Here is a 25,403-nt window from a genome sequence, read left to right on the forward strand (position 1 = left end):
ATTTTCCCCCAAAGGGGGGGGGGGTTTTTTTTTCACCCCCCCCCGGGCTATTGAGGCGGCCCGTCCGGCAGGACTTCCGGGAAGGGGTGGGGTGGGGGAAGAGGAATGGGTCAGGTGAGGGCCGGCGCGTCGAGCGTCAAGGTTCCGGACGCCGCGTCCAGTTCACCCGCCACACCCAGCGGAACCGTCAGAGCCCCCTCGCCGTGGCCGAAGCCGAAGTCCTCCACCACCGGGACGCCGAGCCCGCCAAGCCGGTCCATCAGCAGCGCGCGCAGCGGCTCGCAGTCGGTCCAGGAGCCGAGGAGGATCCCGGAGACGCCGTCGAGCAGGCCCCCGCGCAGGAGTTGCGTCAGGTAGCGGTCGACCCGGTACGCCTCCTCCCCCACGTCCTCCAGGCACAGCAGCCCACCCCTCCCCGACGACCTCGCCCCCGCCGCGCCGAGATCCGCCGCGAGCAGCGACAGGCAGCCACCGAACGTGACGCCGCGCGCCGTGCCGGGCACCAGGACCCCGCCACCACCCTCGACCGCCGAGATCACCCGCACCGTCTCCGGCTCGAACAGCGTCGCCCGCAGATGCTCCTGCGCCCGCGGGTTCTTGAGGAAGTCGGCCGCGGCGACCATCGGCCCGTGCAACGTACTCACGCCGAGCCGCACCGCGAACGCCTCGTGCAGCGCGGTGATGTCGCTGTAGCCGACGAACGCCTTCGGCCTGGCCGCGCGCATCGCGTCCCAGTCGAGGAGGTCGACCATGCGCTGCGCACCGTAGCCGCCTCGGGCGCACAGGACGGCGTCCACCTCCGGGTCGCACCAGGCCCGCTGGAGGTCGGCGGCGCGGTCGGCGTCCGCGCCCGCCAGGTAGTCGAACTCACCGTGGACGGACAGGACATGGGGCTCCACGATCGGGTCGAGGTCCCAGCCGCGCAGGATGTCGAGGCCGGCCTGGAGCCTGTCCTCGGGGACGGGGCCGCTGGGCGCGACAACGGCGACCCGCGCGCCCGGTGCCAGCCGCTTCGGGCGGCGCAGTGGCCTCACTTGGTCAGCTCAAGGATGGGGACGCCGCTGGGCTGGAGCCCGAACACCTGGGCGTACAGGGAGAGTTCGGCCTCCAGGGCGCGGATCATCGTGTCCGCCCGGCGGAATCCGTGACCCTCTCCCTCGAAGGCGATGTATGCATGCGGGACGCGTCGGCCCTCGCTCTCGACGCGCTCCAGGAACCGCTCGCACTGGACGGGCGGGCAGATCACGTCGTCGAGGCCCTGGAGGAGCAGGAACGGCGCCGAGAGGCGGTCGGCGTGCTCGGCCGGCGAGCGCTCCGCGTAGCGCGCGGGCACCTCGGCGAGCGGGCCGACGAGCGATTCCAGGTACCGGGACTCGAAGTCGTGGGTCTCCCCCTCGGCCCAGCCGGTGAGGTCGAGGATGGGGTAGATGATGGTGCCGCAGGCGTAGACGTCCGTGCTGGTCAGGGATGCCGCGCTGGTCCAGCCTCCGGCGCTGCCGCCGCGGATGGCGAGCCGCCCGCGGTCGGCGGTGCCCTCCTCGGCGAGGGCGAGCGCGACGGCCGCGCAGTCCTCGACGTCGACGACGCCCCACTGCTCGCGCAGCCGGTTCCGGTACTCACGCCCGTACCCGGTCGAGCCGCCGTAGTTGACCTCGGCGACGCCGATGCCGCGCGAGGTGAAGTAGGCGATCTCCAGGTCGAGTACGAGGGGCGCGTGGCTGGTGGGTCCGCCGTGCGCCCATACGACGTACGGCGGGAGCTCGCCGTCGGTGGCCACGTGGGTGGGGCTGTGCGGCGGGTAGATGTGGGCGTGGATGTCCCGTCCGTCGGGGCCGGCGAACGTGCGGATCTGGGGTTCCGGGTAGTACGCGGGGTCGACCGGGTCGTCGTGCGCGGCGCCGATCACGCGCGTGTGCCCGGTGCCGGTGTCCAGCTCGACGACCTCGGGCGCGGTGCGCGGGCTCGCGGCGACGCCGACGACGCGGCTGCCGTGCACCGCGAGCGTGGCCGACCACGCCGTCCAGGGCCCCGCCGTGTCCACGACCTCGCCGGTCTCGGGGTCGAGGATGCCGAGGGCGGTGGCTCCGACGCCGTGCACGACGGCGATCAGGCCGGCCTCCAGCGGCTTGAACCAGCTCAGACCGACCTTCCACATCGGCCCGCCGAACTCCTCGTCGCGGGCGCACAGCGGCCGGGCGGCGGCGAGCGTCGGGCGCGCGAGGGCGCCCTGCGGGGTCGTGGGCACGGACAGGGTGGCGGCCCCGCGGACGTCGGCGCCTCGGGACGGCTGCCCTCCCCCGGACGGGACTTCCCACCCACCGCGCACATCGAGCCGGTACAGGTTCCACCAGCCGCTACGGTCGGCGGCGAACAGCAGTCCGCCGTCGGGCGCCCACTCGACCTGGCAGACGGACTCCTCGTCGCCGCCCGCCACGGTCTGCGCCGGGCCGAAGGTGCCGTCGTCCGCGACCTCGGCGAGCAGCAGTTCCGTGCCGTCCCACGGCATCCGCGGGTGGTCCCAGGCGATCCACGCGGCGCGCCGCCCGTCGGGCGAGAGCCGGGCGGTGGTGACGAACCGGTGGGCGTCGTCGGAGAGTTCACGCACCGCGGACCGGTCCTGCGCCGCCGAACCGTCGAGCGGTACGGCCGCGACCAGGCGCCGCAGATCGCCCGGGCCCTCGCCGGTGAACTCCTCCAGGACGCACCAGACTTCGCCGCGCTCGACGTGCAACTGCGGGTCGACCCAGCGCAGTCCGTCGCCGATGTCCGAGACGGGGGTGAGCGGGCGCGGTTCGGCGCCGGGGGCGTCGGGCTCGTACGCGTACAGGCGCTGGTCGGCGAAGTTCACGAAGACGACCAGGGGGCCCTCGGGGCGCTCGGTCCCGGCCCAGGGGCGGCCGCCGTACTCGATGACGCGGCTGCGCACGTTCCACGGCGCGGGCAGCATCGAGTGCTCCGTGCCGTCGGCGAGCCGGCGCACCAGGGCGCGGCGGCCCGCCTCGGTGGGCCGGGGTTCGGTCCACCAGGCCTCGGCGCCGACGAAGCCGACGTACTCGGGCTGCCCGTCGTGCGCCGCCGCCAGTGCGGCGTCGATCGGCGACGGCCAGGATCCGTACTCTCGCGTGTGCAGCATGTCGTCCCCGCCCCGCATTTGTCCGGTGGCCCCCATGTTCTTCGCGTCCGCCATCTTTTCCTAGTCCGTGTTCCTGCGGGTGTTTCTGCCGATACGTGTGCGGGCTGCCTCAGGCCGTGCGCAGGAATCTGTCGAGCACGCGCACCCCGAAGTGCAGCGCCTCCACGGGAACCCGCTCGTCCACGCCGTGGAACAGCGCCTGGTAGTCGAAGCCCTCGGGCAGCTTGAGCGGGGCGAAGCCGTAGCCGGTGATACCGAGCCGGGAGAACTGCTTGGCGTCGGTGCCGCCCGGCATGCAGTACGGGACCACGTGACCCTCGGGTGCGAACTCCTCGACGGCCGCCCGCATCTTCGCGTACGCGGGCGAGTCGACCGGCGCCTGGAGGGCGACCTCTCGGTGGTGGTACTCCCAGTCGACGTCGGGTCCTGTGAGCTTGTCGAGGGTGGTTCTGAACTCGTCCTCGCCGCCCGGCAGATAGCGCCCGTCCACATGCGCCGTGGCCTCTCCCGGGATCACGTTGATCTTGTAACCGGCGGACAGCATCGTCGGGTTGGCGCTGTTGCGGACGGTCGGCTCGATCAGGGAGGCGGCCGGGCCGAGCGCCGCGAGCAGCGCGTCGACGTCGAAGTCCGGGGCGTCCACGTCGGCCGGGATGCCGTACAGCGCGGCCATCTCGGTCAGCGCGGCGCGCACCGTCGGGGTGAGCCGCACCGGCCACTCGTGCTCGTCGATACGGGCGACCGCGGCGGCGAGCCGGCCCACCGCGTTGGACCTGTTGACCTTGGAGCCGTGGCCCGCCCTTCCGCGCGCGGTGAGCTTCAGCCAGCCGGTGCCGCGCTCGCCCGCCGCGATCGGGTACAGCTGCCTGCCGCCGCCGTCGTGGAACGTGAAGGCGCCGGACTCGCTGATGCCTTCCGTGCAGCCTTCGAAGAGGCCGGGGTGCTGGTCCGCGAGGAAGCCCGAGCCGTCCTCGGCGCTGGCCTCCTCGTCGGCAGTGAAGGCGATGACGATGTCGCGCCGGGGCCGGAACCCGACGCGCGCCCACTGGCGGACGGTCGCCAGGATCATCGCGTCCATGTTCTTCATGTCGACCGCGCCGCGGCCCCACACGACGCCGTCGCGCACCTCGCCGGAGAACGGGTCGACGCTCCAGTCGGCCGCCTCGGCGGGCACGACGTCCAGGTGGCCGTGGACCAGCAGGGCGTCGGCCGTCGGGTCGGTGCCCTCGATGCGGGCGACGACATTGCCGCGGCCCGCGGTGCGCTCCAGGATCGTCGGCTTCAGGCCCGCCTCGGAGAGCTTCTCGGCCGCGTACTCGGCGGCGGGCCGCTCCTTGCAGTCGCCTCCGCCGCGGTTCGTGGTGTCGATGCGGATCAGCTCGGAGGTGAACGCGACGACCTCGTCGAGCGCCTGCTGGTCCACGGTCCCGAGGGATGCCGCGCTGGGGGCCTGCTCAGCCATACTGTTCCTCCACCGCGGACGAGGCGATCGTGGTGACCGCCTTGAAGGTGCGGATGCTCTCGTACATGGTCTCGTGGGTGTACGCGACTTTGCGCTCGCCGACCTGGCGCACGCCCGGCACGACGGTCGAGGCCATGGCGAGGTGCTCGGCGTCGAACTCCACCTGGATCGTGAACGGCCCGCCCCGCACCGGCTCGTGGCGCACCGCGATGGATGCGGCGTCCTTGGCGGCGGCCCGGATGTCGGCGGCGGTCCGCGCGGGGGTGCGGCACACGGCCGCGTACCGGGAGACGTGGTCCTTGACGGCGACCTTGCGGGCCTCGGGCGCGTACCCGAGCGCGTCGTCGCACGCGAGGTCGTCGCCGGTGACGAGGACGACGGGCACCCCGTACTCGGCCACCACATGCGCGTTCAGCAGGCCCTCGCTCGCCCGTATGTCGTTGATCCAGACGCCCGTGATCTGGTTCGCGAGGAAGGTGTGCGCGAGCACACCCTCCATGCCGGCGCCCGCGTGGTAGCCGATGAACGCGATGGCGTCGACGTCGCCGTGCTGGACGCCCTCCACCATGGACAGCGACTTGTGCCGTCCGGTGAGCATCTGCACCCGCTCGTCGAGCTGTTCGAGCAGGAGATTGCGCATCGTCCAGTGCGCCTCGTTGATCAGCACCTCGTCGGCGCCGCCGTCGAAGAAGCCGAGCGCCGCCGCGTTCACGTCCGACGTGAACATGGAACGGCAGCGCTCCCACTGCGGTGTGCCGGGGAGGACGTCCGCGGGCCAGGTGACGCCCGTGGCGCCCTCCATGTCGGCGCTGATAAGGATCTTCATGGCCAGAACCGTACGCGGATCCGCCCGAGCCGCACCAGACCTGTGGATAACTCTCAGTGGTGTAGACCAATTTCCCACCCGTTGAGAGGAGTTCCCGCTCGTCAGAGCGGTGCGGCGGCGCCCGGGATTAGTCTGACCGGCCCACCACCAGCCACGTCGACGGCAGCTCGATGCGGCCGCCGTCGGCCGAGAAGTCCGTGGTCATGAGCGGCAGCTCCCCCGCGGCGAGGACCGAGAGGCCCGCCGACGCAACGTACTCGGGCACGACCTCGTCCGAGACCTCGCCGGGCGCGATGCCGTGCGAGAACACCTCGCCCAGCTTGGGCGGCGGCCCGGCGGGGCCCGTCGCCAGTTCCTCCAGGATCGGCCGCGCCCGCTCCGACAGCTCGACGACGAAGCCGCGCCCGCGCTCGCCGACGAGCGCCGCGATCGCGTCGACGAGCAGCTGCCGGTCGGTGGGCTCGCTCTGGTGCAGCACGCCCCGCATATAGACGTTGACGTCGCCCAACTCGGCGTGCAGGGAAACCATTTGGTTGTTGTCCGTGGCGTCGAGCTCCCGGTAGTCGGCCTGTCCCGCGGGATCGGCCTCGCGCGCCCGAGCGAGGGCGGCGGCCGACAGATCGGCGCCGACCACTCTCGGGTAGCGGTCGGCGAGGAAGCGGGTCTGCGTGCCGTTGCCGCAGCCGAGGTCCACCATGGGCAGATCGGGTGCCGTCAACTCCGGTTCGAACAGCGCGAGATGGAGCCCAGCCGTGAGAGCGGGCTCGGCGTCCCAGAAGACACCGCCCGGCTCGGGCGAGGCATCCTCCCAGAAGCTCTCCCACGCTTCCTTGTAGCGCTCGCTCACGCTCATGGAACCCTCCCCAGGGTGCGGCGGCCGAAGTGTCAGATCGGTCTACCGCTCCGGGGCACGCCCCACAAGCACGGCGTACGCACCTTCACTTAGACGACGCGGAAAGTTCGAACCACACGGTCTTTCCCGTCGCGGTGCGGCTCGTGCCCCACGCGCGCGAGAGCCGCGCCACCACGCGCAGGCCCCGGCCGAACTCGTCGCCAGGGCCCGCGTTCAGCAGCGTCGGCAGCACGTGCTCGGTGTCCTCGACCTCGCACAGCAGCGTCCCGGAACGCACCAGGCGCAGCTGGACCGGGCCGCCGCCGGCATGGCACACGGCGTTGGTGACGAGTTCACTCACGATCAGTTCCGCGGAGTCCGTGATCCCCGGCAGGCTCCACCGGGCGAGCCGCTCGCGTACGAGGCCACGCGCGCGTGGCACCTCCGCGGGCTCCGGGGCGAAGGTCCAGTGGGCGACGTCGTCGCCCTCGAACCCGTTGAGCCGCGCGAGCAGCAGCGCCACGTCGTCCTTGCGGCCGCCCGTCGTGGCCAACGAGCGGATGATGGTGTCGCAGGCGTCGTCCATGGAGGCGGCCGGGTGGGCGGCGGACTCGCAGAGCGTCGCGAGTCCCACGCCGATGTCCTCGCCGCGCACCTCGACCAGGCCGTCCGTGCACATCACCAGGCGGTCGCCGGGCGCGACCGGGATCCGTACGGACTCGAAGGGCACGCCACCGACGCCGATCGGTGCGCCCGTGGGCAGTTCGAGCAGTTCGCTGCCGCCGTCCGCGGCGCGCACGAGGACGGGCGGGATGTGCCCGGCGTTGGCGAGGTGCAGCTCGCCCGCGATGGGGTCGTAGACGGCGTACAGACACGTCGCGAGGTAACTGTCGCCGAGCCGCTGCGCCAAGTCGTCCAGATTGCGCAGGAGTTGGGCGGGCGGCAGGTCGAGCGCCGCCATGGTCTGCACGGCTGTTCGCAACTGGCCCATCATCGCCGCCGAGTTGAGCCCGTGGCCCATCACGTCGCCGACGACGAGCGCGGTGCGGGCGCCCGGCAGTTTGATGGAGTCGAACCAGTCACCACCGACCCGCCCGAGCAGCGTGCCCGGCAGATAGCGGGTGGCGATGTCGCAGCCCGGCATGTGCGGCTCGATCTGCGGCAGCATGCTGTCCTGGAGCGTCTCGGCGACGGCCTCCTGGTAGGTGTACATCCGCGCGTTGTCGAGTACGAGGCCGGCTCGCGCGGCGAGTTCGGCGCCGGTCACGCGGTCCATGTCGTTGAAGACCGGCCGCTCCTGGTGGCGCAGCAGGATCATGAAGCCGAGCACGACGTTGCGCGCCTTCAGCGGGACGACCAGCATGGAGCGGTGGTTGATGAGCGGGCGGATGTCCCGCTTCTCGAACTGCGACGCGATCGCGTTGCCCATCTCCTCCGAGATGTACGGCACGAGGACCGGGTCGCCGCTGGTCATGCACTGGAAGAACGGGGTGTGCACCGGGAACGGCATGGACTCGCCGACGGGTACGACATCGTCCCAGCGGCCCGGTTCGTCGGTGTGCTCCAGGGCGACGCGGTGCCACATCGTGGTGGCGTCGGGCGCGCCCTCGGGGAAGCCCTCACCCGCGACGACCTGCTCCCGCAGATACGTGCCCGCCACGTCGGTGAAGCGTGGCACGACGGCACGGCTGACCTCGACGATGGTGCGGGAGAGGTCGAGGGACGAACCGATTCGCCCGCTCACCTCGTTGAGGAATTCGAGGCGGTCGCGTACGGCGGCGTATTCGAGGTCCTCGGCGGTGTCGGCGTCGTCGAGGGGCGCGCGCGGGGACGGCACGCCGAGTGCGGTGGCGCGGGCGGCCTCGGCGCGGCGGGCCTTGCGCTCGGTGCGCCTGGAGACGCCCCAGTCCGCGGTGACGGGGACCCGGTCGTGCTGGCTGAACTCCAGGACGGGGTAGCCGAGTTCGAGTACCTGCGACACGATGCGGGCGCTCTCGGAGACGCTCATGCTCGGCAGGATCTCGGGGAGCTTGCGGGCGAGTTCGTCGGCCGCGGGGAAGTCCGTGTGCAGCGCGAAGGCGGGGGCCATGCGCTCGACCTCCGGTTCTTCGTCACCGCCCAACTGGTGGGCGTCGGCGGCCAGTACGAGCAGCCGTTCCGGGCCCGGGCCGACCAGGGGGTACGCCCACCACAGGACGTCGATGCGATCGCGGGGCACGGCGCTGGTGTCGAGGCGGGCGCGGCCGGCGGCCGGGTAGGAGAGCTGTCCGCCGAGCGACTCCTCCAAGTCGTGGGGTGCGGGGCCCTGTTGGGGGAGCGCGCCGGACACCGGGAGCAGGTCGGCGGCGGGGCGGCCCACCGCGTCCTCCTTGGGCGGGCCGAAGAGGCGGCGGGCGCCGCTGCTCCAGTGCGAGACGCGGCCCGCGTGGTCGACGAGGACGACGGCGAGCGGGACGCGGCCCTGCGGGGCTTGACCGGTGCCGTTCATCGCCGCACTCCTTCCCTCGGGGCGCCGGGGGTGGGCGGCGCCTCTTTCCACGGTACGGCTCCGCCGGTTGGCGGGTGGCTCCTTGGCGGTAATTGGGCCGCGCCCCTTGACTTGCGGCCGACCGTCCCTACGCCACGGGGCTCCGCCCGGACCCCGCTGCTCAATCGCCGCAGGGGCTTAAATTGCCCACCCGCCGCTGGGACATGAAGGTGGCCGCCACCCCCGCCTTGGGCAATCTGCCGCCTTGGGCGGCAGGGTGGGCAAGGCGGCGCCCCGGTGCGGCGCGCTCGATACCGTAGGCGCCGAGCCCGGCACGGCTCGAAAAACCCCCGGTGTCGCGCAAGAGAACCACCGGCGCCGACCCCGTCCCCCGCGCCGGTCAGTCGTCGTGGCCCAGTTGGAGGTCGTGGTCTGTGCGGGTGCCGCCGGTGACCTGGAGGACTGTGGCCACCGGGGGGTAGCCCGCGGCGATCACCGTGTACTCGCCGGAGGCCAGGTCGACGAAGCGGAACGTGCCGTCAGGGCCCGTCGTCAGCGTGTCCACCACGTTGCCCGCGACGTCGAGCAGCGTCACCCTCGCATCCTCCACCGGCCGGCCACTACCCGCCCGCACCGTCCCCCTCAGCATCGCCCCGCCCGCGAGCTCCACGTCCTGGCGGGTCTCACGGGCGGCCATCACCGTCACCGGCATCGCGGCGGGCCGGAACGCGGGGGCGCTGGCGGCCAAGGTGTACTCGCCGGCCACCAACTCCGTGATGACGTAGGCGCCTTCGCGGCCGGAGCGGGTCGTCGACACCACTTCGCCGTGCGCGTTGGTCAGCGTAACGATGGCCTCGCGTACGGGAGTTCCGTCCGCCGTGAGCACCGAACCCGCCAGGCGACCCGCGCCGCCGAGGACGACGTCGAGGTCGACGGGGCGCTCGCCCACCGTGACCGTCACGGCCTGCGGCTGGTGGCCGCCGGCCGCCGCGATCAGGACGTACGAGCCCGTGCCCGGCGTGGCGAGCGCGTAGCGGCCGTCGTCGCCGCTCGCGCCACGGCCGATCTGGGCGCCGGACACGTCGATGAGGGTGAGCGCGGCGCGCGGCACCGGGGTGCCGTCGGAGTGCCTTACGGTCCCGCAGACCGGGAGGCCCGCAGCGTGGGAGCCGCGCTCCTGGGGCGGGACGACGGCGTGTTCGGAGCCAGTGCTGCTGGACAAGAGGGGTGTCTCCTTGAGGAAGAAGGCGAGGAGCAGGCCCAGGACGAGGACCGGCACCAGGTAGAGGAAGATCCGGGGCATCGCGTCGGCGTACGCTTCGATGTACGGGGTGCGCAACGCCGCGGGCATCGCGTGCACGAGCTGCGGGGTGATGGACTCGGCGTCGGGCAGGCGTCCGCCGCCGGTGACCCGGTCGGCGAGCGAGTCGGCGAGCCGGTTCGCGAAGAGCGTGCCGAAGATCGCGGCACCCACGCTGCCGCCGATCTGCCGGAAGTAGTTGTTGGCGCTGGTGGCGGTACCGAGGTCCGAGGCGCGTACGGAGTTCTGCACGGCGAGCACGAGGACCGGCATGATCAGGCCGATGCCCGCGCCCAACACGGCCATGTAGACGCTGTATTCGAGGCGGGGGGTGTCGACTTCGAGGCGGGAGAGGAGGTACATGCCCGCCGTCGAGAGCGCGCCACCGAGGATCGGGTAGAGCTTGTAGCGGCCCGTGTGGCTGATGAGTTGGCCGGAGACGATGGAGGCGACGACCACTCCGCCCATCATGGGCAGCATCAGCAGCCCCGACTCGGTCGCCGACGCCCCGTCGACCATCTGGAGGAACGTCGGCAGATAGCTCGCCGCGCCGAACAGCGCGACGCCCACGACCATGCCGACGAGCCCGCTGACGTTGAACACGGAGTCGCGGAACAGCCGCAGCGGGATGAGGGGTTCGGCGGCGAACCCCTCGGCGAGGAGGAAGAGGAGCGTCGAGGCGAGGGCGCCCGCGCCGAGCCCGATGATGACGCGGTCGCCCCACGCGTACTCGGTGCCGCCCCAACTGGTCAGCAGGACGAGGCAGGTGGATGCCGTCGCCAGCAACAGGGCGCCGAGGACGTCGAGTCGGGCCTTATTCGTGGGCTTGGGGAGCTTGAGGACGACCGCCGTCACCGCGAGGGTGAGCAGGCCGAACGGGACGTTGATGTAGAAGCACCAGCGCCAGGAGAGGTGGTCGGTGAAGTAGCCACCGAGGAGCGGGCCGGCGACCGAGGCGAGGCCGAACGCGGCGCCGATCAGGCCCATGTAGCGGCCGCGTTCGCGCGGCGGCACGATGTCGCCGATGATCGCCTGCACGCCGATCATGAGTCCGCCCGCGCCGACGCCCTGGAGGGCGCGGAACGCGATGAGTTGGTCCATCGTCCGGGCGCGGCCCGCGAGCGCGGAGCCGATGATGAAGACGACGATCGCGAACTGGAAGACGCCCTTGCGGCCGAAGAGGTCGCCGAGCTTCCCGTAGATCGGCAGGCCGATGGTGGAGGTCAGCAGGTAGGCGGTGATCGCCCAGGACATCTTGTCCAGGCCGTGCAGTTCGCCGACGATCCGGGGCAGCGCCGTGGCGACGATCATCTGCTCGAGGGCGGCGAGCAGCAGCGCGAGCATCAGGCCGACGAAGACCATGCGCACGCGGCGCGGGCTGAGGCCGTGGCCGGGCAACTCGGCGGGTTCCGTAGGCCGTTGAGGCTCCGGCGGGAGATCGGGCGGGACCACCGGATCCCCGACCGGATCGGTCACCAGCGTCACCGTGCCCACCTGCAGCTCCCCTCGTCACCCTTGCGTGCCATTTCTCGCATTAGGCGACAACTGGGGGCAAGCGCGACGAGTCGCTGTTCAGGTGGGCCGGATCGACGTATCCGCCGGTAGGAGCCCTACGGCGTACAACGGCGGCAGAACGAAAACCACTCGAAACGGTGAGCGGTGGATCAGTGCGCGAGGGCCAGGGTCACAACTGCCCGCGTGCGCAGGTCACTTCTCGACTTCGGTCGCGAGTCCCGCGAGCACGGCGTCGTAGATGCGGCCGAGACCCTTGGGGGCGAAGGTCTTCTCGAAGAAGCCGCCGACGCCGCCCGCGCCGCTCCAGACGCTCGTGACGACGACGCGGGACTGTCCGTCGCCGGCGGGCGTGACGCGCCACGTCGTGACCATGGAGGAGTTGCGGTCCTTCTCGACGAGCTCGCCCTCGGTCGGCTCGGTCACGTCGAGCAGGCAGTCGCGCACGCGCTTGCTGGTGGCCTGGAGCTTCCAGTGCACGAGCGTGCCCTCGCCGTCGCCGCCCTCGCGCACCTCGTACTCGCTGAAGTGCTCGGGCAGCATCTTCGCGCGCGTGCCCTTGTAGTCGGCCAGAGCGTCGAAGACGTCGTCCGGCTTCGCGGCGACGACACGTTCCGTGGTGGCCTCGACCTGCGCCATGACACTTCCTCCAGCAATTGGTTCTTCAGGGACCGCCCATGGGCGGTGTCAAGACAACCACCCTCCGTACCGGCCGCCCAAATCGGGGCCGGACCCCGATCCGGGCGGGTTCGCACGATCAAGGGAACATGTGTTCTATTCTGTGGTCAGTGCTACCGAGGAGGCGTCATGCGCTGGGAGAACCTCACGGACGAGCCCGTCGACCACGGGCGGACCCGGGACGCCGCGCTGTTCGGCGCGGACGCAGTGGTGAGCAGGACGTTCGACACCCCGGAATTCCGCGGGGTGACGTTCCACGAGATCAGGGCCCGGTCGATCGTGAACCGGGTGCCGGGCGCGTCCCGGATGCCGTTCGAGTGGACCGTCAACCCGTACCGGGGCTGCACGCACGCGTGCGTCTACTGCTTCGCCCGCAACACCCACCGCTATCTGGACCTCGACACCGGGCTCGGCTTCGACAGCCAGATCGTGGTGAAGACGAACGCGCCGCAACTGCTGCGCCACCACCTCGCCTCGCGGCGCTGGCACGGTGAGCACATCGCGATGGGCACGAACGTCGACTGCTATCAACGGGCCGAGGGGCGCTACCAGTTGATGCCCGGCATCATCGAGGCGCTGCGCGACTACGCGAACCCGTTCTCGATCCTGACCAAGGGCACGCTGATCCTGCGCGACCTGCCGGTCCTGCGTCAGGCGGCCGAGGTGACGGACGTCGGGATCTCGGTCTCGGTCGGCTTCGTGGACCAGGAGCTGTGGCGCACCGTCGAGCCGGGCACGCCGGCGCCCGAGCGCCGCCTCGATGTCGTACGCGCCCTCACCGACGTGGGGATCGGCTGCGGGGTGCTGATGGCCCCGGTGATCCCCTTCCTGGGCGACCACCCCGACCAGCTGCGGGCGACGGTCCGCGCCATCGCCCAGGCGGGCGCGACGTCCGTGACCCCGCTGGTCCTGCATCTGCGCCCCGGCGCCCGCGAGTGGTTCATGGGGTGGCTGGCACAGCACCACCCGCACCTGGTGCGGCGCTACGAGCGGCTGTACGCGGAGGGTGCCTACGCCCCGAAGTGGTACCAGCGCCGGGTGACCCGCCAGGTCCACGAACTGGCCGAGGAGTTCGGCATCGGCCCGTCCCGGGCGGCCGCGCCCCGTCGCATCCCCGCGCGCGAGGAGGAACCGGCCCCTGAAGCGCCGACCCAACTGACCTTGCTGTAAAGACTTCCGGGCCCGGCGTTGTAAAGGCTTCCGGGCCCGGCGCCACTGCCGTAAAGCTCCCCCGCGCCCGACTCCGGCTCACCCCTGCGGCAGTCTCGCCAGCGCCGCCTCCGCGGCCATCGCGAGGCGCTGGTGCGTGGCCGCCTCCTTCAGTACCTCGCGGGCCCGGGGGTCGGCCAGGCTGCCGAGGCCCTCCACGCAGGCGAGGGCCACCTTCCGGTACGGGTCGTGCGGGACGAGGCGGCGACGGAGCGTGGCGATCAGGGCCGGGGCCGACTCCGGGGCCCGGAGCTGGGTGAGGAGGCGGACGGGGTGCAGCGCGTAGGCGACGCGGAGCTCGTTCGTCGCGAGCGCCGCCGCCGCCCGCGCCGTGCGCGGGTCGCCGAGCGCGGCGAGCGCCCGCGCCGCCGCGGCGCAGCGCTGCGGGTCACGATGATTGAGCAGCAGGACGAGGGATTCGAAGGCGCGGCCGTCGCCCGCGATGCCGAGCCGGTAGGCCGCCAGTTCCCGCGCCCACAACGGCTGCTGCGGCGCGGTGAGCACCGCCGCCAGCTCATCCTTGTCGTGGGTGGCGGCCAGCTGCTCGAACGCGGGCGTTCCGCCGGATTCCTTCCGGATGCGTTCCGTTACCGTTCGCGACTCTTCGTCCATGACGTCGAGGGTAGACGCGCACGGCCTGCGGCGACGTAGATCACAGCGACCTTTCAACAGTGGGGACTGGCGCGCTCGTTACTCGCTGGTTAAGCTCAGGTGAGCGGGGCATACTTCCCGCAGCACCGCTCGCGGCGGCCTGGTGACGCAGCCGTCGTGAATGTCAGTCGGTTCGGTACCCGTGTGTACCGCAGTACGGCCGGGCCCCGGGACAGGGCCGCCGGTTCGATTCAACTCCCGCCCTTCTTGCGCCCGTTGACGCGCGCACCCGGCGGTTCAGTCGCAGTCGTCACCCCTCATTCTCTGGAGTTCCCAGATGGACGCTCCCCTGTCCCGTATCTCAACTGTGGCCGTCGTCGGCCTCGGCACGATGGGCACCGGCATCGCCGAGGTCCTGGCCCGTGCCGGGCACGAGGTCGTCGGCATCGACATCAGCGAGTCCGCCACCGCCCAGGCCGTGGCGTCCCTGGAGGCCTCGACGGCGCGTGCGGTGCGCCGCGAGCACCTCACCGAGCAGCAGCGCGCCGACCTGCTGGCCCGCTTCCGTACGTTCACGGACCTGCAGGCCGCGGCCGAGGCCGACCTGGTGATCGAGGTCGTCCCGGAGTCGTACGAGATCAAGCAGCAGATCTTCCGCGAGCTGGACGCCGTCGTGCGCCCCGACACCATCCTCGCGACCGGCACCAACGCGCTCTCGGTGACCCGGCTCGCCGCCGACACGGAGCGGCCCGAGCGCGTCCTCGGCCTGCACTTCTTCAACCCGGCGCCCGCGATGAAGCTCGTCGAGGTGGTCTCCAGCGTGCTCACGGCGCCGGCCGCCGTCGCCACCGTGACCGATCTCGCCATCGAGCTGGGCAAGGATCCGGTGGCGGTCGGCGACCGGCCCGGCTTCGTCGCCGACGGGCTGCTCTTCGGCTACCTCAACCAGGCCGCCGCCATGTACGAGGCCAAGTACGCCTCGCGCGAGGACATCGACGCCGCGATGAAGCTGGGCTGCGGTCTGCCGATGGGCCCGCTCGCGCTGCTCGACCTGATCGGCGTCGACACGGCGCGCACCGTCCTCGACGCGATGTACGCCGAGTCGCACGACCGGTTGCACGCCCCCGCGCCGATCCTCAAGCAGCTCAGCGAGGCGGGTCTGACCGGGCGCAAGGCGGGCCGCGGCTTCTACACGTACGAGGCGGCGGGCAGCTCCGACGTGGTGCGCGACGCCCTGACGCCCCTCAGCGACAGCCTCACGGGCCCCGGCCGCACCGTCCGCTCCGTCGGCGTCGCGGGCTCGGGAACGATGGCCTCCGGGATCGCCGAGGTGTTCGCGAAGGCCGGGTACGACGTGGTGCTCGCGGCCCGCAGCGAGGAGAAGGCGGAGGCGGCCAAGTCCCGTATCGCCAAGTCGCTCAAGCGCTCTGTCGACAAGGGCCGGATGACCGCCGAGAACGCCGAGGCGACGCTCGCGCACATCTCCCCCGCCGGTTCCTACGACGCGTTCGCCGAGGTCGATCTGGCCCTGGAGGCCGTCGCCGAGGACCTGGACGTGAAGCGGCAGTTGTTCGCGACGTTCGACAAGGTCTGCAAGTCCGGCGCGATCCTCGCGACGACGACCTCCTCACTGCCCGTCGTCGCCTGTGCCCGCGCCACCTCGCGGCCGCAGGACGTCATCGGCATGCACTTCTTCAACCCGGCGCCGGCCATGAAGCTGGTCGAGGTGGTGCGCACGGTGCTCACGTCCGACGAGGTGCACGCCACCATCCGCGAGCTGACCCGCAAGGTCCGCAAGCACCCCGTGGACTGCGGCGACCGCGCCGGGTTCATCGTGAACGCGCTGCTCTTCCCGTACCTGAACAACGCGATCAAGATGGTCCAGGAGCACTACGCCTCGCTCGACGACATCGACGCGGCCATGAAGCTCGGCGGCGGGTACCCGATGGGCCCGTTCGAACTGCTCGACGTGGTCGGCCTGGACGTCTCCCTCGCCATCGAGCGCGTGCTGCACCGCGAGTTCCGCGACCCGGGCCTCGCCCCCGCTCCGCTCCTGGAGCACCTGGTGGCCGCGGGCTGCCTCGGCCGCAAGACGGGCCGTGGTTTCCGCGAATATGCCAAGCGCTGATTCGTTCGGGGAGGCCGAATCGGGTTGGGGTGGGCTGCTCGGGGAGCCGGGCGGCCCGCTGACCGGGGCACCACCGGGCACGTACATGCAGTACGTTCGGGGCATGTCCAAGGCCGACCAGTCCACTCGTACCCCCGCCACGCCCGACGCGCCGGAGAGCGCCGCCGGGAATCGGGCCGCCGCCCAGCGGCTCAAGATGCGCCGTGAGCTCGCGGCCGCGGCGATGGAACTCTTCGCCACGAAGGGGTACGAGGCGACGACGGTCGACGAGATCGCGGCGACGGCCGGGGTGGCCCGGCGCACGTTCTTCCGCCACTTCCGCTCCAAGGAAGAGGCGATCTTCCCGGACCACGACGACACCCTGGTGCGCGCGGAGGCCGTCCTGAACGCGGCGCCGCCCCTGGAGCACCCGCTGGACACGGTGTGCCGGGGCATCAAGGAAGTCATGAAGATGTACGCCGCGCAGCCCGCGGTGTCCGTCGCGCGCTACCAGCTGACCCGCGAGGTACCGACGCTGCGCGAGGCCGAGATCGCCTCGGTGGCCCGCTACGAGCGACTGTTCACCCGCTACCTCCTCGGCCACTTCGACGAGCAGGCGCACCACGACGGCAACGACGATCCGCTGCTCGCCGAGGTCGCCGCGTCCGCCGTCGTCACCGCCCACAACCACGTGCTGCGGCGCTGGCTGCGGGCGGACGGCCAGGGCGACGTCGAGACCCAGCTCGACCACGCCTTCGCGATCGTGCGCCGCACGTTCGGCACCGGCATCGGCGCGGGCCGCACCCCGGCCGCGCCCTCGACCCCCGCGCAGGTCTCGCAGAACGGCGAGGTCCTGGTGACGGTGGCACGCGTGGACGCGCCGCTGCCGGAGGTCATGCGCACGATCGAAGAGGCGCTCAGGAACCGGTAGCGGGACCGACCACCTCGAAGGCGCCCCACCTGGCACTGCGTGCCAGGTGGGGCGCCTTTTGCGTACCCCTCTCACCCCGCCGTCGAGCGTGGCGATCGATCATCGATCTTTCCGGCACCCGGAAACCCGCCCCTGACCTCGCCTGATCGATCATCGCTCACCTGAACGCCAATTCTTCCAGCTGAGCGAAACTAATGGCACGCAGTGCCTTGCCAGGCGTCACGGCGTGCCATACGTTGAAGTTGTCCGGGTGGCCGGCGCACGGAAAACTTCCGTGCAAGGGCTGTCCCCGCGAGGCACGTACGACCGTGGTTCGCGCACCCGGACGCCTGCGTCACAGGCAACCTTCCGCGCCACACCAAGCGCTGCCACAGCACCACCCGCCGAACCGACGGCACTCCCCCAAAAACATCAGCAGCCACATCCCGACTCAGCGATCCCCCTCAATCGCTCACCGCCGGAGGCAACACCGTGAAGGACATCCTGGACGCGATTCAGTCGCAGACCGCCACGTCTGCCGACTTCGCAGCCCTGCCGCTCCCCGACTCGTACCGCGCGATCACCGTGCACAAGGACGAGACGGAGATGTTCGCCGGGCTCAGCACCCGCGACAAGGACCCGCGCAAGTCCATCCACCTGGACGACGTGCCGGTTCCCGAGCTCGGCCCCGGCGAGGCGCTCGTCGCCGTCATGGCCTCCTCCGTGAACTACAACTCCGTCTGGACCTCGATCTTCGAGCCGATGGCGACCTTCGGATTCCTGGAGCGCTACGGCAAGTTGAGCGAACTGACGAAGCGTCACGACCTGCCGTACCACATCATCGGCTCCGACCTCGCGGGCGTCGTGCTGCGCACAGGACCCGGCGTCAACGCCTGGCACCCGGGCGACGAGGTCGTCGCGCACTGCCTCTCCGTCGAGCTGGAGTCGAGCGACGGGCACAACGACACGATGCTCGACCCCGAGCAGCGCATCTGGGGCTTCGAGACCAACTTCGGCGGCCTCGCCGAGGTCGCGCTCGTGAAGTCCAACCAGCTGATGCCGAAGCCGGACCACCTCAGCTGGGAGGAGGCCGCCGCTCCCGGCCTCGTGAACTCCACCGCGTACCGGCAGTTGGTGTCCCGTAACGGCGCCGGCATGAAGCAGGGCGACAACGTCCTCATCTGGGGCGCGAGCGGCGGACTCGGCTCGTACGCCACGCAGTTCGCGCTCGCCGGCGGCGCCAACCCCATCTGCGTCGTCTCCTCCCCCGAGAAGGCCGACATCTGCCGGGCCATGGGCGCCGAGGCGGTCATCGACCGGAACGCCGAGGGCTACAAGTTCTGGAAGGACGAGCACAACCAGGACCCGCGCGAGTGGAAGCGGTTCGGCAAGCGGATCCGCGAACTCACCGGTGGCGAGGACGTCGACATCGTCTTCGAGCACCCCGGCCGCGAGACCTTCGGCGCCTCCGTCTACGTCACGCGCAAGGGCGGCACGATCGTCACCTGCGCCTCGACCTCCGGCTACAACCACGAGTACGACAACCGCTACCTGTGGATGTCCCTGAAGCGGATCATCGGCTCGCACTTCGCCAACTACCGCGAGGCGTGGGAGGCCAACCGCCTGATCTCCAAGGGCAAGATCCACCCGACGCTGTCGAAGGTCTACTCGCTGGAGGACACCGGCCAGGCCGCCTACGACGTGCACCAGAACCGCCACCAGGGCAAGGTCGGCGTCCTCGCGCTCGCCCCCGAGGAGGGCCTCGGCGTGCGCGACCACGAGAAGCGGGCGCAGCACATCGACGCCATCAACCGGTTCCGGAACGTCTGAAATTCCGTAGGAGCTACTGCTGATGACTGAGCGTCAGAAGGACCGGCCGTGGTTGATGCGTACGTACGCCGGGCACTCCACGGCCGAGGCGTCCAACGAGTTGTACCGGCGCAACCTCGCCAAGGGACAGACGGGTCTGTCGGTCGCCTTCGACCTGCCGACCCAGACCGGGTACGACCCCGACCACATCCTCGCGCGGGGTGAGGTCGGCCGCGTCGGCGTCCCGGTGTCCCACCTCGGTGACATGCGGCGGCTGTTCCAGGACATCCCCCTGGAGCAGATGAACACCTCGATGACCATCAACGCCACCGCCATGTGGACCCTGGCGCTCTACCAGGTCGTCGCGGAGGAGCAGGGCGCGGATCTCGCCGCGCTCCAGGGCACGACGCAGAACGACATCGTCAAGGAGTACCTGTCGCGGGGCACCCACGTGTTCCCGCCGGGTCCCTCGCTCCGCCTGACCACCGACATGATCGCGTACACCGTCGCGAACATGCCGAAGTGGAACCCGATCAACATCTGCAGTTACCACCTCCAGGAGGCGGGGGCCACTCCGGTCCAGGAGATCGCCTACGCGATGTCCACCGCCATCGCGGTTCTCGATGCCGTACGCGACTCGGGGCAGGTCCCCGCCGAGAAGTTCGGGGACGTCGTGGCCCGCATCTCCTTCTTCGTGAACGCGGGAGTCCGGTTCATCGAGGAGATGTGCAAGATGCGGGCGTTCGGGCGGATCTGGGACCAGATCACGCGCGAGCGGTACGGCATCGAGAACGCGAAGCAGCGCCGCTTCCGCTACGGGGTGCAGGTCAACTCCCTCGGCCTGACCGAGGCCCAGCCGGAGAACAACGTCCAGCGGATCGTGCTTGAGATGCTGGCCGTGACACTCAGCAAGGATGCGCGCGCCCGCGCCGTTCAACTCCCCGCCTGGAACGAGGCGTTGGGCCTCCCCCGGCCCTGGGACCAGCAGTGGTCCCTGCGCATCCAGCAGGTTCTCGCCCACGAGAGCGACCTGTTGGAGTACGAGGACATCTTCGCGGGCTCGCACGTCATCGAGAAGAAGGTCGACGAGCTGGTCGCCGAGTCCTTCGCCGAGATCGACCGGATCCAGGAGATGGGCGGCGCCATGGCCGCCGTCGAGTCCGGCTACCTCAAGTCGCAGCTCGTCTCCTCGCACGCGGAACGCCGCGCCAAGATCGAGGCCGGCGAGGAGAAGATCGTCGGCGTCAACTGCTACGAGGGCACCGAGCCGAACCCGCTCACCGCCGACCTGGACACCGCGATCATGACGGTGGACCACGACGTCGAGGCCAGGGTCGTCCGCGCCATCGGTGACTGGCGGACGACGCGTGAGGAGTCCTCCGACCGGCAGGGCATGGGCGATCCGTTCCACTACCCGACCACCGGGCAGGCGCTCGACCGTCTCAAGGAGGCCGCGGCGGGCACGGAGAACCTCATGGAGGCCACCCTCGAATGCGCCCGCGCCGGGGTCACGACCGGTGAGTGGTCGGCGGCCCTGCGCGAGGTGTTCGGCGAGTTCCGGGCCCCCACGGGCGTCTCGTCTGCGCCGGTCGCGGTCACCGCGGAGGAGGGCACGCCGCTCGCGGAGGTCCGCGAGAAGGTCCGCCGCACCGGTGACGAACTGGGCGGCAAGCTCCGCCTGTTGGTCGGCAAGCCGGGCCTGGACGGGCACTCCAACGGCGCCGAGCAGATCGCCGTACGGGCCCGCGACGCCGGGTTCGAGGTCGTCTACCAGGGCATCCGGCTCACGCCCGACCAGATCGTGTCCGCGGCGCTCGCCGAGGACGTGCACTGCGTCGGCCTGTCGATCCTGTCCGGCTCGCACGCCGAGCTCGTGCCCGACGTGCTCGCCCGCCTGCATGAGGCGGGCGCCACCGACATCCCCGTGATCGTCGGCGGCATCATCCCCAACGCCGACGCCGAGGACCTGAAGCGGGCGGGTGTGGCCGCCGTCTTCACCCCCAAGGACTTCGGCATCACGGAGATCATCGGCCGTATCGTCGACGAGATCCGCACAGCGAACCACCTCGACCCACTGGAGGTCCCCGCATGACCCAGGTCAACCGCCTTCGCCCGCGCCGTTCGTGTCTGGCCGTGCCCGGCTCGAACCCGCGCTTCCTGGAGAAGGCCCAGGGCCTCGACGCCGACCAGGTCTTCCTCGACCTGGAGGACGCCTGCGCGCCGCTCGCCAAGCCGGAGGCCCGGCACACCATCGTCAAGTTCCTCAACGAGGGCGACTGGACGGGCAAGACGCGCGTCGTGCGGGTCAACGACTGGACGACCGAGTGGACCTACCGCGACGTCGTGACCGTCGTCGAGGGCGCGGGCCAGAACCTCGACTGCATCATGCTGCCGAAGGTGCAGAGCGCCGAACAGGTCGTCGCGCTCGACCTGCTGCTCACGCAGATCGAGAAGACGATGGGCTTCGAGGTCGGCAAGATCGGCATCGAGGCGCAGATCGAGAACGCGCAGGGCCTCAACAACGTCAACGCGATCGCCGAGGCCTCGCCGCGCACCGAGACCATCATCTTCGGCCCGGCCGACTTCATGGCCTCCATCAACATGAAGTCCCTGGTCGTCGGCGAGCAGCCGCCCGGCTACGGCGCCGACGCGTACCACTACATCCTGATGAAGATCCTGATGGCGGCCCGCGCGAACGACCTCCAGGCGATCGACGGCCCGTACCTGCAGATCAAGAACGTCGACGGCTTCCGCGAGGTCGCGGGCCGCGCCGCAGCCCTCGGTTTCGACGGCAAGTGGGTCCTGCACCCCGGCCAGGTCGAGGCCGCCAACGAGGTCTTCTCGCCCTCCCAGGAGGACTACGACCACGCCGAGCTGATCCTGGACGCGTACGACTACTGCACGTCCGAGGCCGGCGGCAAGAAGGGCTCCGCGATGCTCGGCGACGAGATGATCGACGAGGCCAGCCGGAAGATGGCGCTCGTCATCTCCGGGAAGGGACGCGCCGCCGGTATGCAGCGCACGTCCAAGTTCGAGATCCCGGAGGCGTGACGACACCATGCAGTTCGGCCGCACCTACGAAGAGTTCACCGTCGGGGACGTCTACAAGCACTGGCCCGGAAAAACGGTCACCGAGTACGACGACCACCTCTTCTGCCTCCTGACGATGAACCACCATCCGCTCCACATGGACACGAACTATGCGGAGAAGACGACGGACTTCGGCAAGAACGTCGTCGTCGGGAACTACATCTACTCGCTCCTCCTCGGGATGTCCGTGCCGGACGTGTCGGGCAAGGCGATCGCCAACCTGGAGGTCGAGTCGCTCAAGCACGTGGCGCCGACCTTCCACGGCGACACCATCTACGGCGAGACGACCGTCCTGGACAAGACTCCGTCCAAATCGAAATCGGACCGGGGCATCGTCTACGTGGAGACCAAGGGCTACAAGCAGGACGGCACGGTCGTCTGCGTCTTCCGCCGCAAGGTGATGGTGCCCACCGAGACGTACATCAAGGAACGCGGCGGCGAACAGCCCGGCCGCCCGTCGCCTTCCCATTAACACCGTCAAGTCGCAGGAGAAGTAGCCATGAGCCGACTCGCCCAGACCCACGGCCTGACCGAAGTGCAGCGGGAAATCCTCTCCACGGTCAGGGACTTCGTCGACAAAGAGATCCTCCCGGTAGCGACCGAACTCGAGCACCGGGACGAGTACCCGCAAGAGATCGTCGACGGGCTCAAGGAGTTGGGCCTGTTCGGGCTCATGATTCCCGAGGAGTACGGGGGTCTGGGCGAGTCGCTGCTCACCTATGCGCTGTGCGTGGAGGAGATCGCGCGCGGCTGGATGTCGGTCTCCGGCATCATCAACACCCACTTCATCGTCGCCTACATGCTCAAGCAGCACGGGACGCAGGAGCAGAAGGACCACTTCCTGCCCCGCATGGCGCTCGGCGAGGTGCGTGGCGCATTCTCCATGTCCGAACCGGGACTTGGCTCCGACGTGTCGGCCATCACGTCAAAGGCGGTTAAGGACGGCGACAGTTACCGCCTGAACGGCCAGAAGATGTGGCTGACGAACGGTGGTTCGTCAACGCTCGTGGCCGTTCTCACGCGAAGTGATGAAGGTCACCCGGAGGGCTCCGCGCCGCACAAGTCGATGACGACGTTCCTCGTGGAGAAGGAACCCGGTTTCGGTGAGGTCCGTCCAGGCCTGACCATCCCCGGAAAGATCGACAAGATGGGGTACAAGGGCGTCGACACGACCGAACTCATCATGGATGACCTGCACATTCCGGCCAATCGCGTACTGGGCGGAGAGACCGGCCGCGGCTTTTACCAAATGATGGACGGCGTGGAGGTCGGGCGCGTGAATGTCGCCGCGCGTGGCTGCGGCGTCGCCCAGCGTGCATTTGAACTGGGTGTCGATTACGCGCAGCAACGGCACACTTTCGGAAAGCCGATCGCGCAGCACCAGGCGATCCAGTTCAAGTTGGCCGAGATGGCCACCAAGGTCGAGGCCGCCCATGCGATGATGGTCAATGCAGCACGCAAAAAGGACTCAGGGGAACGTAACGACCTCGAGGCAGGGATGGCCAAGTACCTGGCCTCCGAATACTGCAAGGAAGTCGTGGAGGACGCGTTCCGGATCCATGGCGGCTACGGCTTCTCCAAGGAGTACGAGATCGAGCGTCTCTACCGCGAGGCACCGATGCTGCTGATCGGCGAAGGTACCGCCGAGATCCAGAAAATGATCATTGGTCGTCGACTCCTCGAGGAGTATCGATCCCAAGGCTGATCCTGGGCCAGATGTCCGTTTACGGGGTGTTTCTTCGCGAAGAAGATCACACCCCGTAGGCGCGCTCCGGGAGACGCCTGCCGTCCGATGTGGCTTCCTGGCTTGCCCAGTTGTGGCTCGCAACCGATAGCATCCCGGAAAAGCCGCCGTCCCCCGTAAACTGCGCGGCCTCATCCGCTACGAAGGTCATCCATGCCCCACAGCCAAATCTCTGCACCACGCGACGGCGTCCTCAAGGGACGTCTTGCGCGCGGAGCCTCGCCGTGGCTTCTCCCGACCGTCGCCACGGCTGCCCTCAGCCTGGCGCGCTCGCGTCGCTCCAAGAAGGCAGCCGCACTCGCCGTTCCGACCACCGCTCTGGCGGCCGGCATGCTGTGGTTCTTCCGCGACCCCGAGCGCGAGATCGCCGATGGCCGGGTCATCTCCCCGGCCGACGGTGTGGTGCAGAGCATCATGCCGTGGAAGGACGGGCGCACCCGCGTCGCGATCTTCATGAGCCCGCTGAACGTGCACGTGAACCGCGCTCCCCTCGCGGGCACGGTCAGGTCGGTCGAGCACATCCCCGGTGGTTTCGTTCCCGCCTTCAACAAGGAGAGCGAGAACAACGAGCGGGTGGTGTGGCACTTCGACACCGAGCTCGGTGACATCGAGATGGTCCAGATCGCCGGCGCCGTCGCCCGCCGCATCGTGCCCTACATCCCCCAGGGCACGAAGGTCGAGCAGGGCGAGCGGATCGGCCTGATCCGCTTCGGTTCGCGTGTCGACATCTACCTCCCCGAGGGCGTCGAGGCCGACGTCGAGGTCGGCCAGAAGACGGTGGCTGGGGTGACCCGAATTGACCGTGACTGACCACGAGACTCCGGCCTGGGCCGATGACGACCTGGCGGACGACGCGGAGGAGATGCCGCTGTCGCTTCGTCTGTCGATAGCGGACACCCTCACGCTGGGCAACGCCACGTGCGGCTTCATGGCCGTCTACTTCACGACGACCGGGATCCTGATCCCGCACATCCAGGGCAGCTCGGACTCCGGCATGGCGCGGCACTCCGCCGCGACCGCCGTGATCCTGATGCTCGCCGCCGCGATCTTCGACCTGTTCGACGGTCTGGTGGCGCGCAAGCTGCGGTCCTCGCCGATGGGCGCGGAGCTGGACAACCTTTCCGATCTCATCAGCTTCGGCCTCGCGCCCGCGTACTTCGTGCTCGTGTACGGGATGGTCGCCGACGACGCGCACCAGAGAGTCGCGGCGGTGGGCGCGATCGTTGTGCTGTTGGCGGTGGTGCTGAGGCTTGCGCGGTTCTCGTGCGTGACCGTGAAGGACGGCACGTTCCAGGGGATGCCGTCGCCGTTCGGCGCGCTGACCGTCGTCTCGATCGTGCTGCTCGAGCTGCCCTTCGTGGCGACGCTCCTCGCGATCATCGGTACGGCGTGGCTCATGGTGAGCCGGGTCGAGTACCCGAAGCCGCGGGGGCGGCTCGCCGTGGCGATGCTGGGGTGGATCGTGGCGAGCATGGGGCTGCTTGCGGCGTGGGCGTTCGACGCGCCCGGCGGGCAGCTGCTCCTTGCGATGGGGTGCACGCTTCAGGTGGTCCTGGGGGCGGTCATCCCGTTGTTCGCGACGGCTCGCCGTGTGAATAATTTCCGGGGGAATCGGCGGGAGGCGCGGGCCACGCAGTTGCCGTAGCCCGACGGAACGTGTGGGCGGTGGGGGGGGGCCCCTGTTGGGGGGGGGGCCCCCCCGGAATAAAGTGTAGGGCGCCCGGGGTTTGGGA

Annotated in this window: 19 protein-coding genes; 10 read left to right on the forward strand and 9 right to left on the reverse strand. The window is 70.1% G+C overall.

Annotated features, from left to right (window positions below; translation table 11 throughout):
- Positions 1 to 110 precede the first annotated feature (110 nt).
- The 8 genes from ABT004_RS28815 to ABT004_RS28850 all read right to left on the reverse strand — a co-directional run bounded on the left by ABT004_RS28815 (position 111) and on the right by ABT004_RS28850 (position 12,171).
- On the reverse strand, positions 111 to 1,034 hold the full coding sequence (locus tag ABT004_RS28815; RefSeq protein WP_351342503.1) for a S66 peptidase family protein: 924 nt from the start codon (positions 1,032 to 1,034) through the stop codon (positions 111 to 113).
- Positions 1,031 to 3,187: a prolyl oligopeptidase family serine peptidase gene (locus tag ABT004_RS28820; RefSeq protein ID WP_351342505.1), complete on the reverse strand. Its 2,157-nt coding sequence runs from the start codon at positions 3,185 to 3,187 to the stop codon at positions 1,031 to 1,033. The genes ABT004_RS28815 and ABT004_RS28820 overlap by 4 nt, the downstream gene beginning before the upstream one ends.
- Positions 3,188 to 3,242: 55 nt before the next feature.
- Entirely contained in the window at positions 3,243 to 4,595 is a 1,353-nt protein-coding gene (locus ABT004_RS28825; protein WP_351342507.1) for a M20/M25/M40 family metallo-hydrolase, read from the reverse strand.
- Positions 4,588 to 5,421 (reverse strand): M55 family metallopeptidase, encoded by an 834-nt coding sequence (locus ABT004_RS28830; RefSeq protein ID WP_351342508.1) that lies wholly within the window; start codon positions 5,419 to 5,421, stop codon positions 4,588 to 4,590. The genes ABT004_RS28825 and ABT004_RS28830 overlap by 8 nt, the downstream gene beginning before the upstream one ends.
- Before the next feature lie 127 nt (positions 5,422 to 5,548).
- The gene (locus ABT004_RS28835; protein WP_351342510.1) at positions 5,549 to 6,274 is read right to left on the reverse strand and encodes a methyltransferase domain-containing protein; all 726 of its coding nucleotides are present in this window, start codon (positions 6,272 to 6,274) and stop codon (positions 5,549 to 5,551) included.
- Between the two features lie 85 nt (positions 6,275 to 6,359).
- Positions 6,360 to 8,741, reverse strand: a complete 2,382-nt coding sequence (locus ABT004_RS28840; RefSeq protein WP_351342512.1) for an ATP-binding SpoIIE family protein phosphatase — start codon at positions 8,739 to 8,741, stop codon at positions 6,360 to 6,362.
- 379 nt (positions 8,742 to 9,120) lie between these two features.
- Positions 9,121 to 11,514 carry an MFS transporter gene (locus tag ABT004_RS28845; RefSeq protein WP_351342514.1) on the reverse strand — a complete coding sequence of 798 codons (2,394 nt, stop codon included), beginning with the start codon at positions 11,512 to 11,514 and terminating at the stop codon, positions 9,121 to 9,123.
- A gap of 213 nt (positions 11,515 to 11,727) precedes the next feature.
- On the reverse strand, positions 11,728 to 12,171 hold the full coding sequence (locus ABT004_RS28850; protein ID WP_351342515.1) for an SRPBCC family protein: 444 nt from the start codon (positions 12,169 to 12,171) through the stop codon (positions 11,728 to 11,730).
- 168 nt (positions 12,172 to 12,339) lie between these two features.
- Between ABT004_RS28850 and ABT004_RS28855 the strand changes: the two genes are divergently transcribed.
- A complete protein-coding gene (locus ABT004_RS28855; protein WP_351342517.1) occupies positions 12,340 to 13,380 on the forward strand; it encodes an Rv2578c family radical SAM protein in 1,041 nt (346 codons plus the stop codon).
- A 78-nt stretch (positions 13,381 to 13,458) separates the two neighbouring features.
- Here the strand turns inward: ABT004_RS28855 and ABT004_RS28860 are convergent, their stop codons facing one another.
- A complete protein-coding gene (locus ABT004_RS28860) occupies positions 13,459 to 14,031 on the reverse strand; it encodes an adenylosuccinate lyase (protein WP_351342518.1) in 573 nt (190 codons plus the stop codon).
- A gap of 316 nt (positions 14,032 to 14,347) precedes the next feature.
- Between ABT004_RS28860 and ABT004_RS28865 the strand changes: the two genes are divergently transcribed.
- From ABT004_RS28865 to pssA, 9 genes are all read left to right on the forward strand, one after another.
- The gene (locus ABT004_RS28865; RefSeq protein WP_351342520.1) at positions 14,348 to 16,138 is read left to right on the forward strand and encodes a 3-hydroxyacyl-CoA dehydrogenase family protein; all 1,791 of its coding nucleotides are present in this window, start codon (positions 14,348 to 14,350) and stop codon (positions 16,136 to 16,138) included.
- Between the two features lie 85 nt (positions 16,139 to 16,223).
- A complete protein-coding gene (locus ABT004_RS28870) occupies positions 16,224 to 17,048 on the forward strand; it encodes a TetR family transcriptional regulator (RefSeq protein ID WP_351342533.1) in 825 nt (274 codons plus the stop codon).
- Positions 17,049 to 17,519: 471 nt separating this feature from the next.
- Positions 17,520 to 18,857: a crotonyl-CoA carboxylase/reductase gene (ccrA, locus tag ABT004_RS28875; RefSeq protein WP_351342522.1), complete on the forward strand. Its 1,338-nt coding sequence runs from the start codon at positions 17,520 to 17,522 to the stop codon at positions 18,855 to 18,857.
- A gap of 22 nt (positions 18,858 to 18,879) precedes the next feature.
- Entirely contained in the window at positions 18,880 to 20,928 is a 2,049-nt protein-coding gene (locus tag ABT004_RS28880; RefSeq protein ID WP_351342524.1) for an ethylmalonyl-CoA mutase, read from the forward strand.
- A complete protein-coding gene (locus ABT004_RS28885; RefSeq protein ID WP_351342526.1) occupies positions 20,925 to 21,887 on the forward strand; it encodes an HpcH/HpaI aldolase/citrate lyase family protein in 963 nt (320 codons plus the stop codon). The genes ABT004_RS28880 and ABT004_RS28885 overlap by 4 nt, the downstream gene beginning before the upstream one ends.
- Positions 21,888 to 21,894: 7 nt before the next feature.
- On the forward strand, positions 21,895 to 22,398 hold the full coding sequence (locus tag ABT004_RS28890; RefSeq protein ID WP_351342527.1) for a MaoC family dehydratase: 504 nt from the start codon (positions 21,895 to 21,897) through the stop codon (positions 22,396 to 22,398).
- A gap of 27 nt (positions 22,399 to 22,425) precedes the next feature.
- On the forward strand, positions 22,426 to 23,631 hold the full coding sequence (locus ABT004_RS28895; protein ID WP_351342529.1) for an acyl-CoA dehydrogenase family protein: 1,206 nt from the start codon (positions 22,426 to 22,428) through the stop codon (positions 23,629 to 23,631).
- Between the two features lie 192 nt (positions 23,632 to 23,823).
- Positions 23,824 to 24,480, forward strand: a complete 657-nt coding sequence (locus ABT004_RS28900) for a phosphatidylserine decarboxylase (protein ID WP_351342531.1) — start codon at positions 23,824 to 23,826, stop codon at positions 24,478 to 24,480.
- A 52-nt stretch (positions 24,481 to 24,532) separates the two neighbouring features.
- The gene (gene pssA / locus ABT004_RS28905; RefSeq protein ID WP_351342535.1) at positions 24,533 to 25,315 is read left to right on the forward strand and encodes a CDP-diacylglycerol--serine O-phosphatidyltransferase; all 783 of its coding nucleotides are present in this window, start codon (positions 24,533 to 24,535) and stop codon (positions 25,313 to 25,315) included.
- Positions 25,316 to 25,403: the final 88 nt, after the last annotated feature.

Source organism: Streptomyces sp. NPDC002790 (genome assembly GCF_040295505.1).
GTDB lineage: Bacteria > Actinomycetota > Actinomycetes > Streptomycetales > Streptomycetaceae > Streptomyces.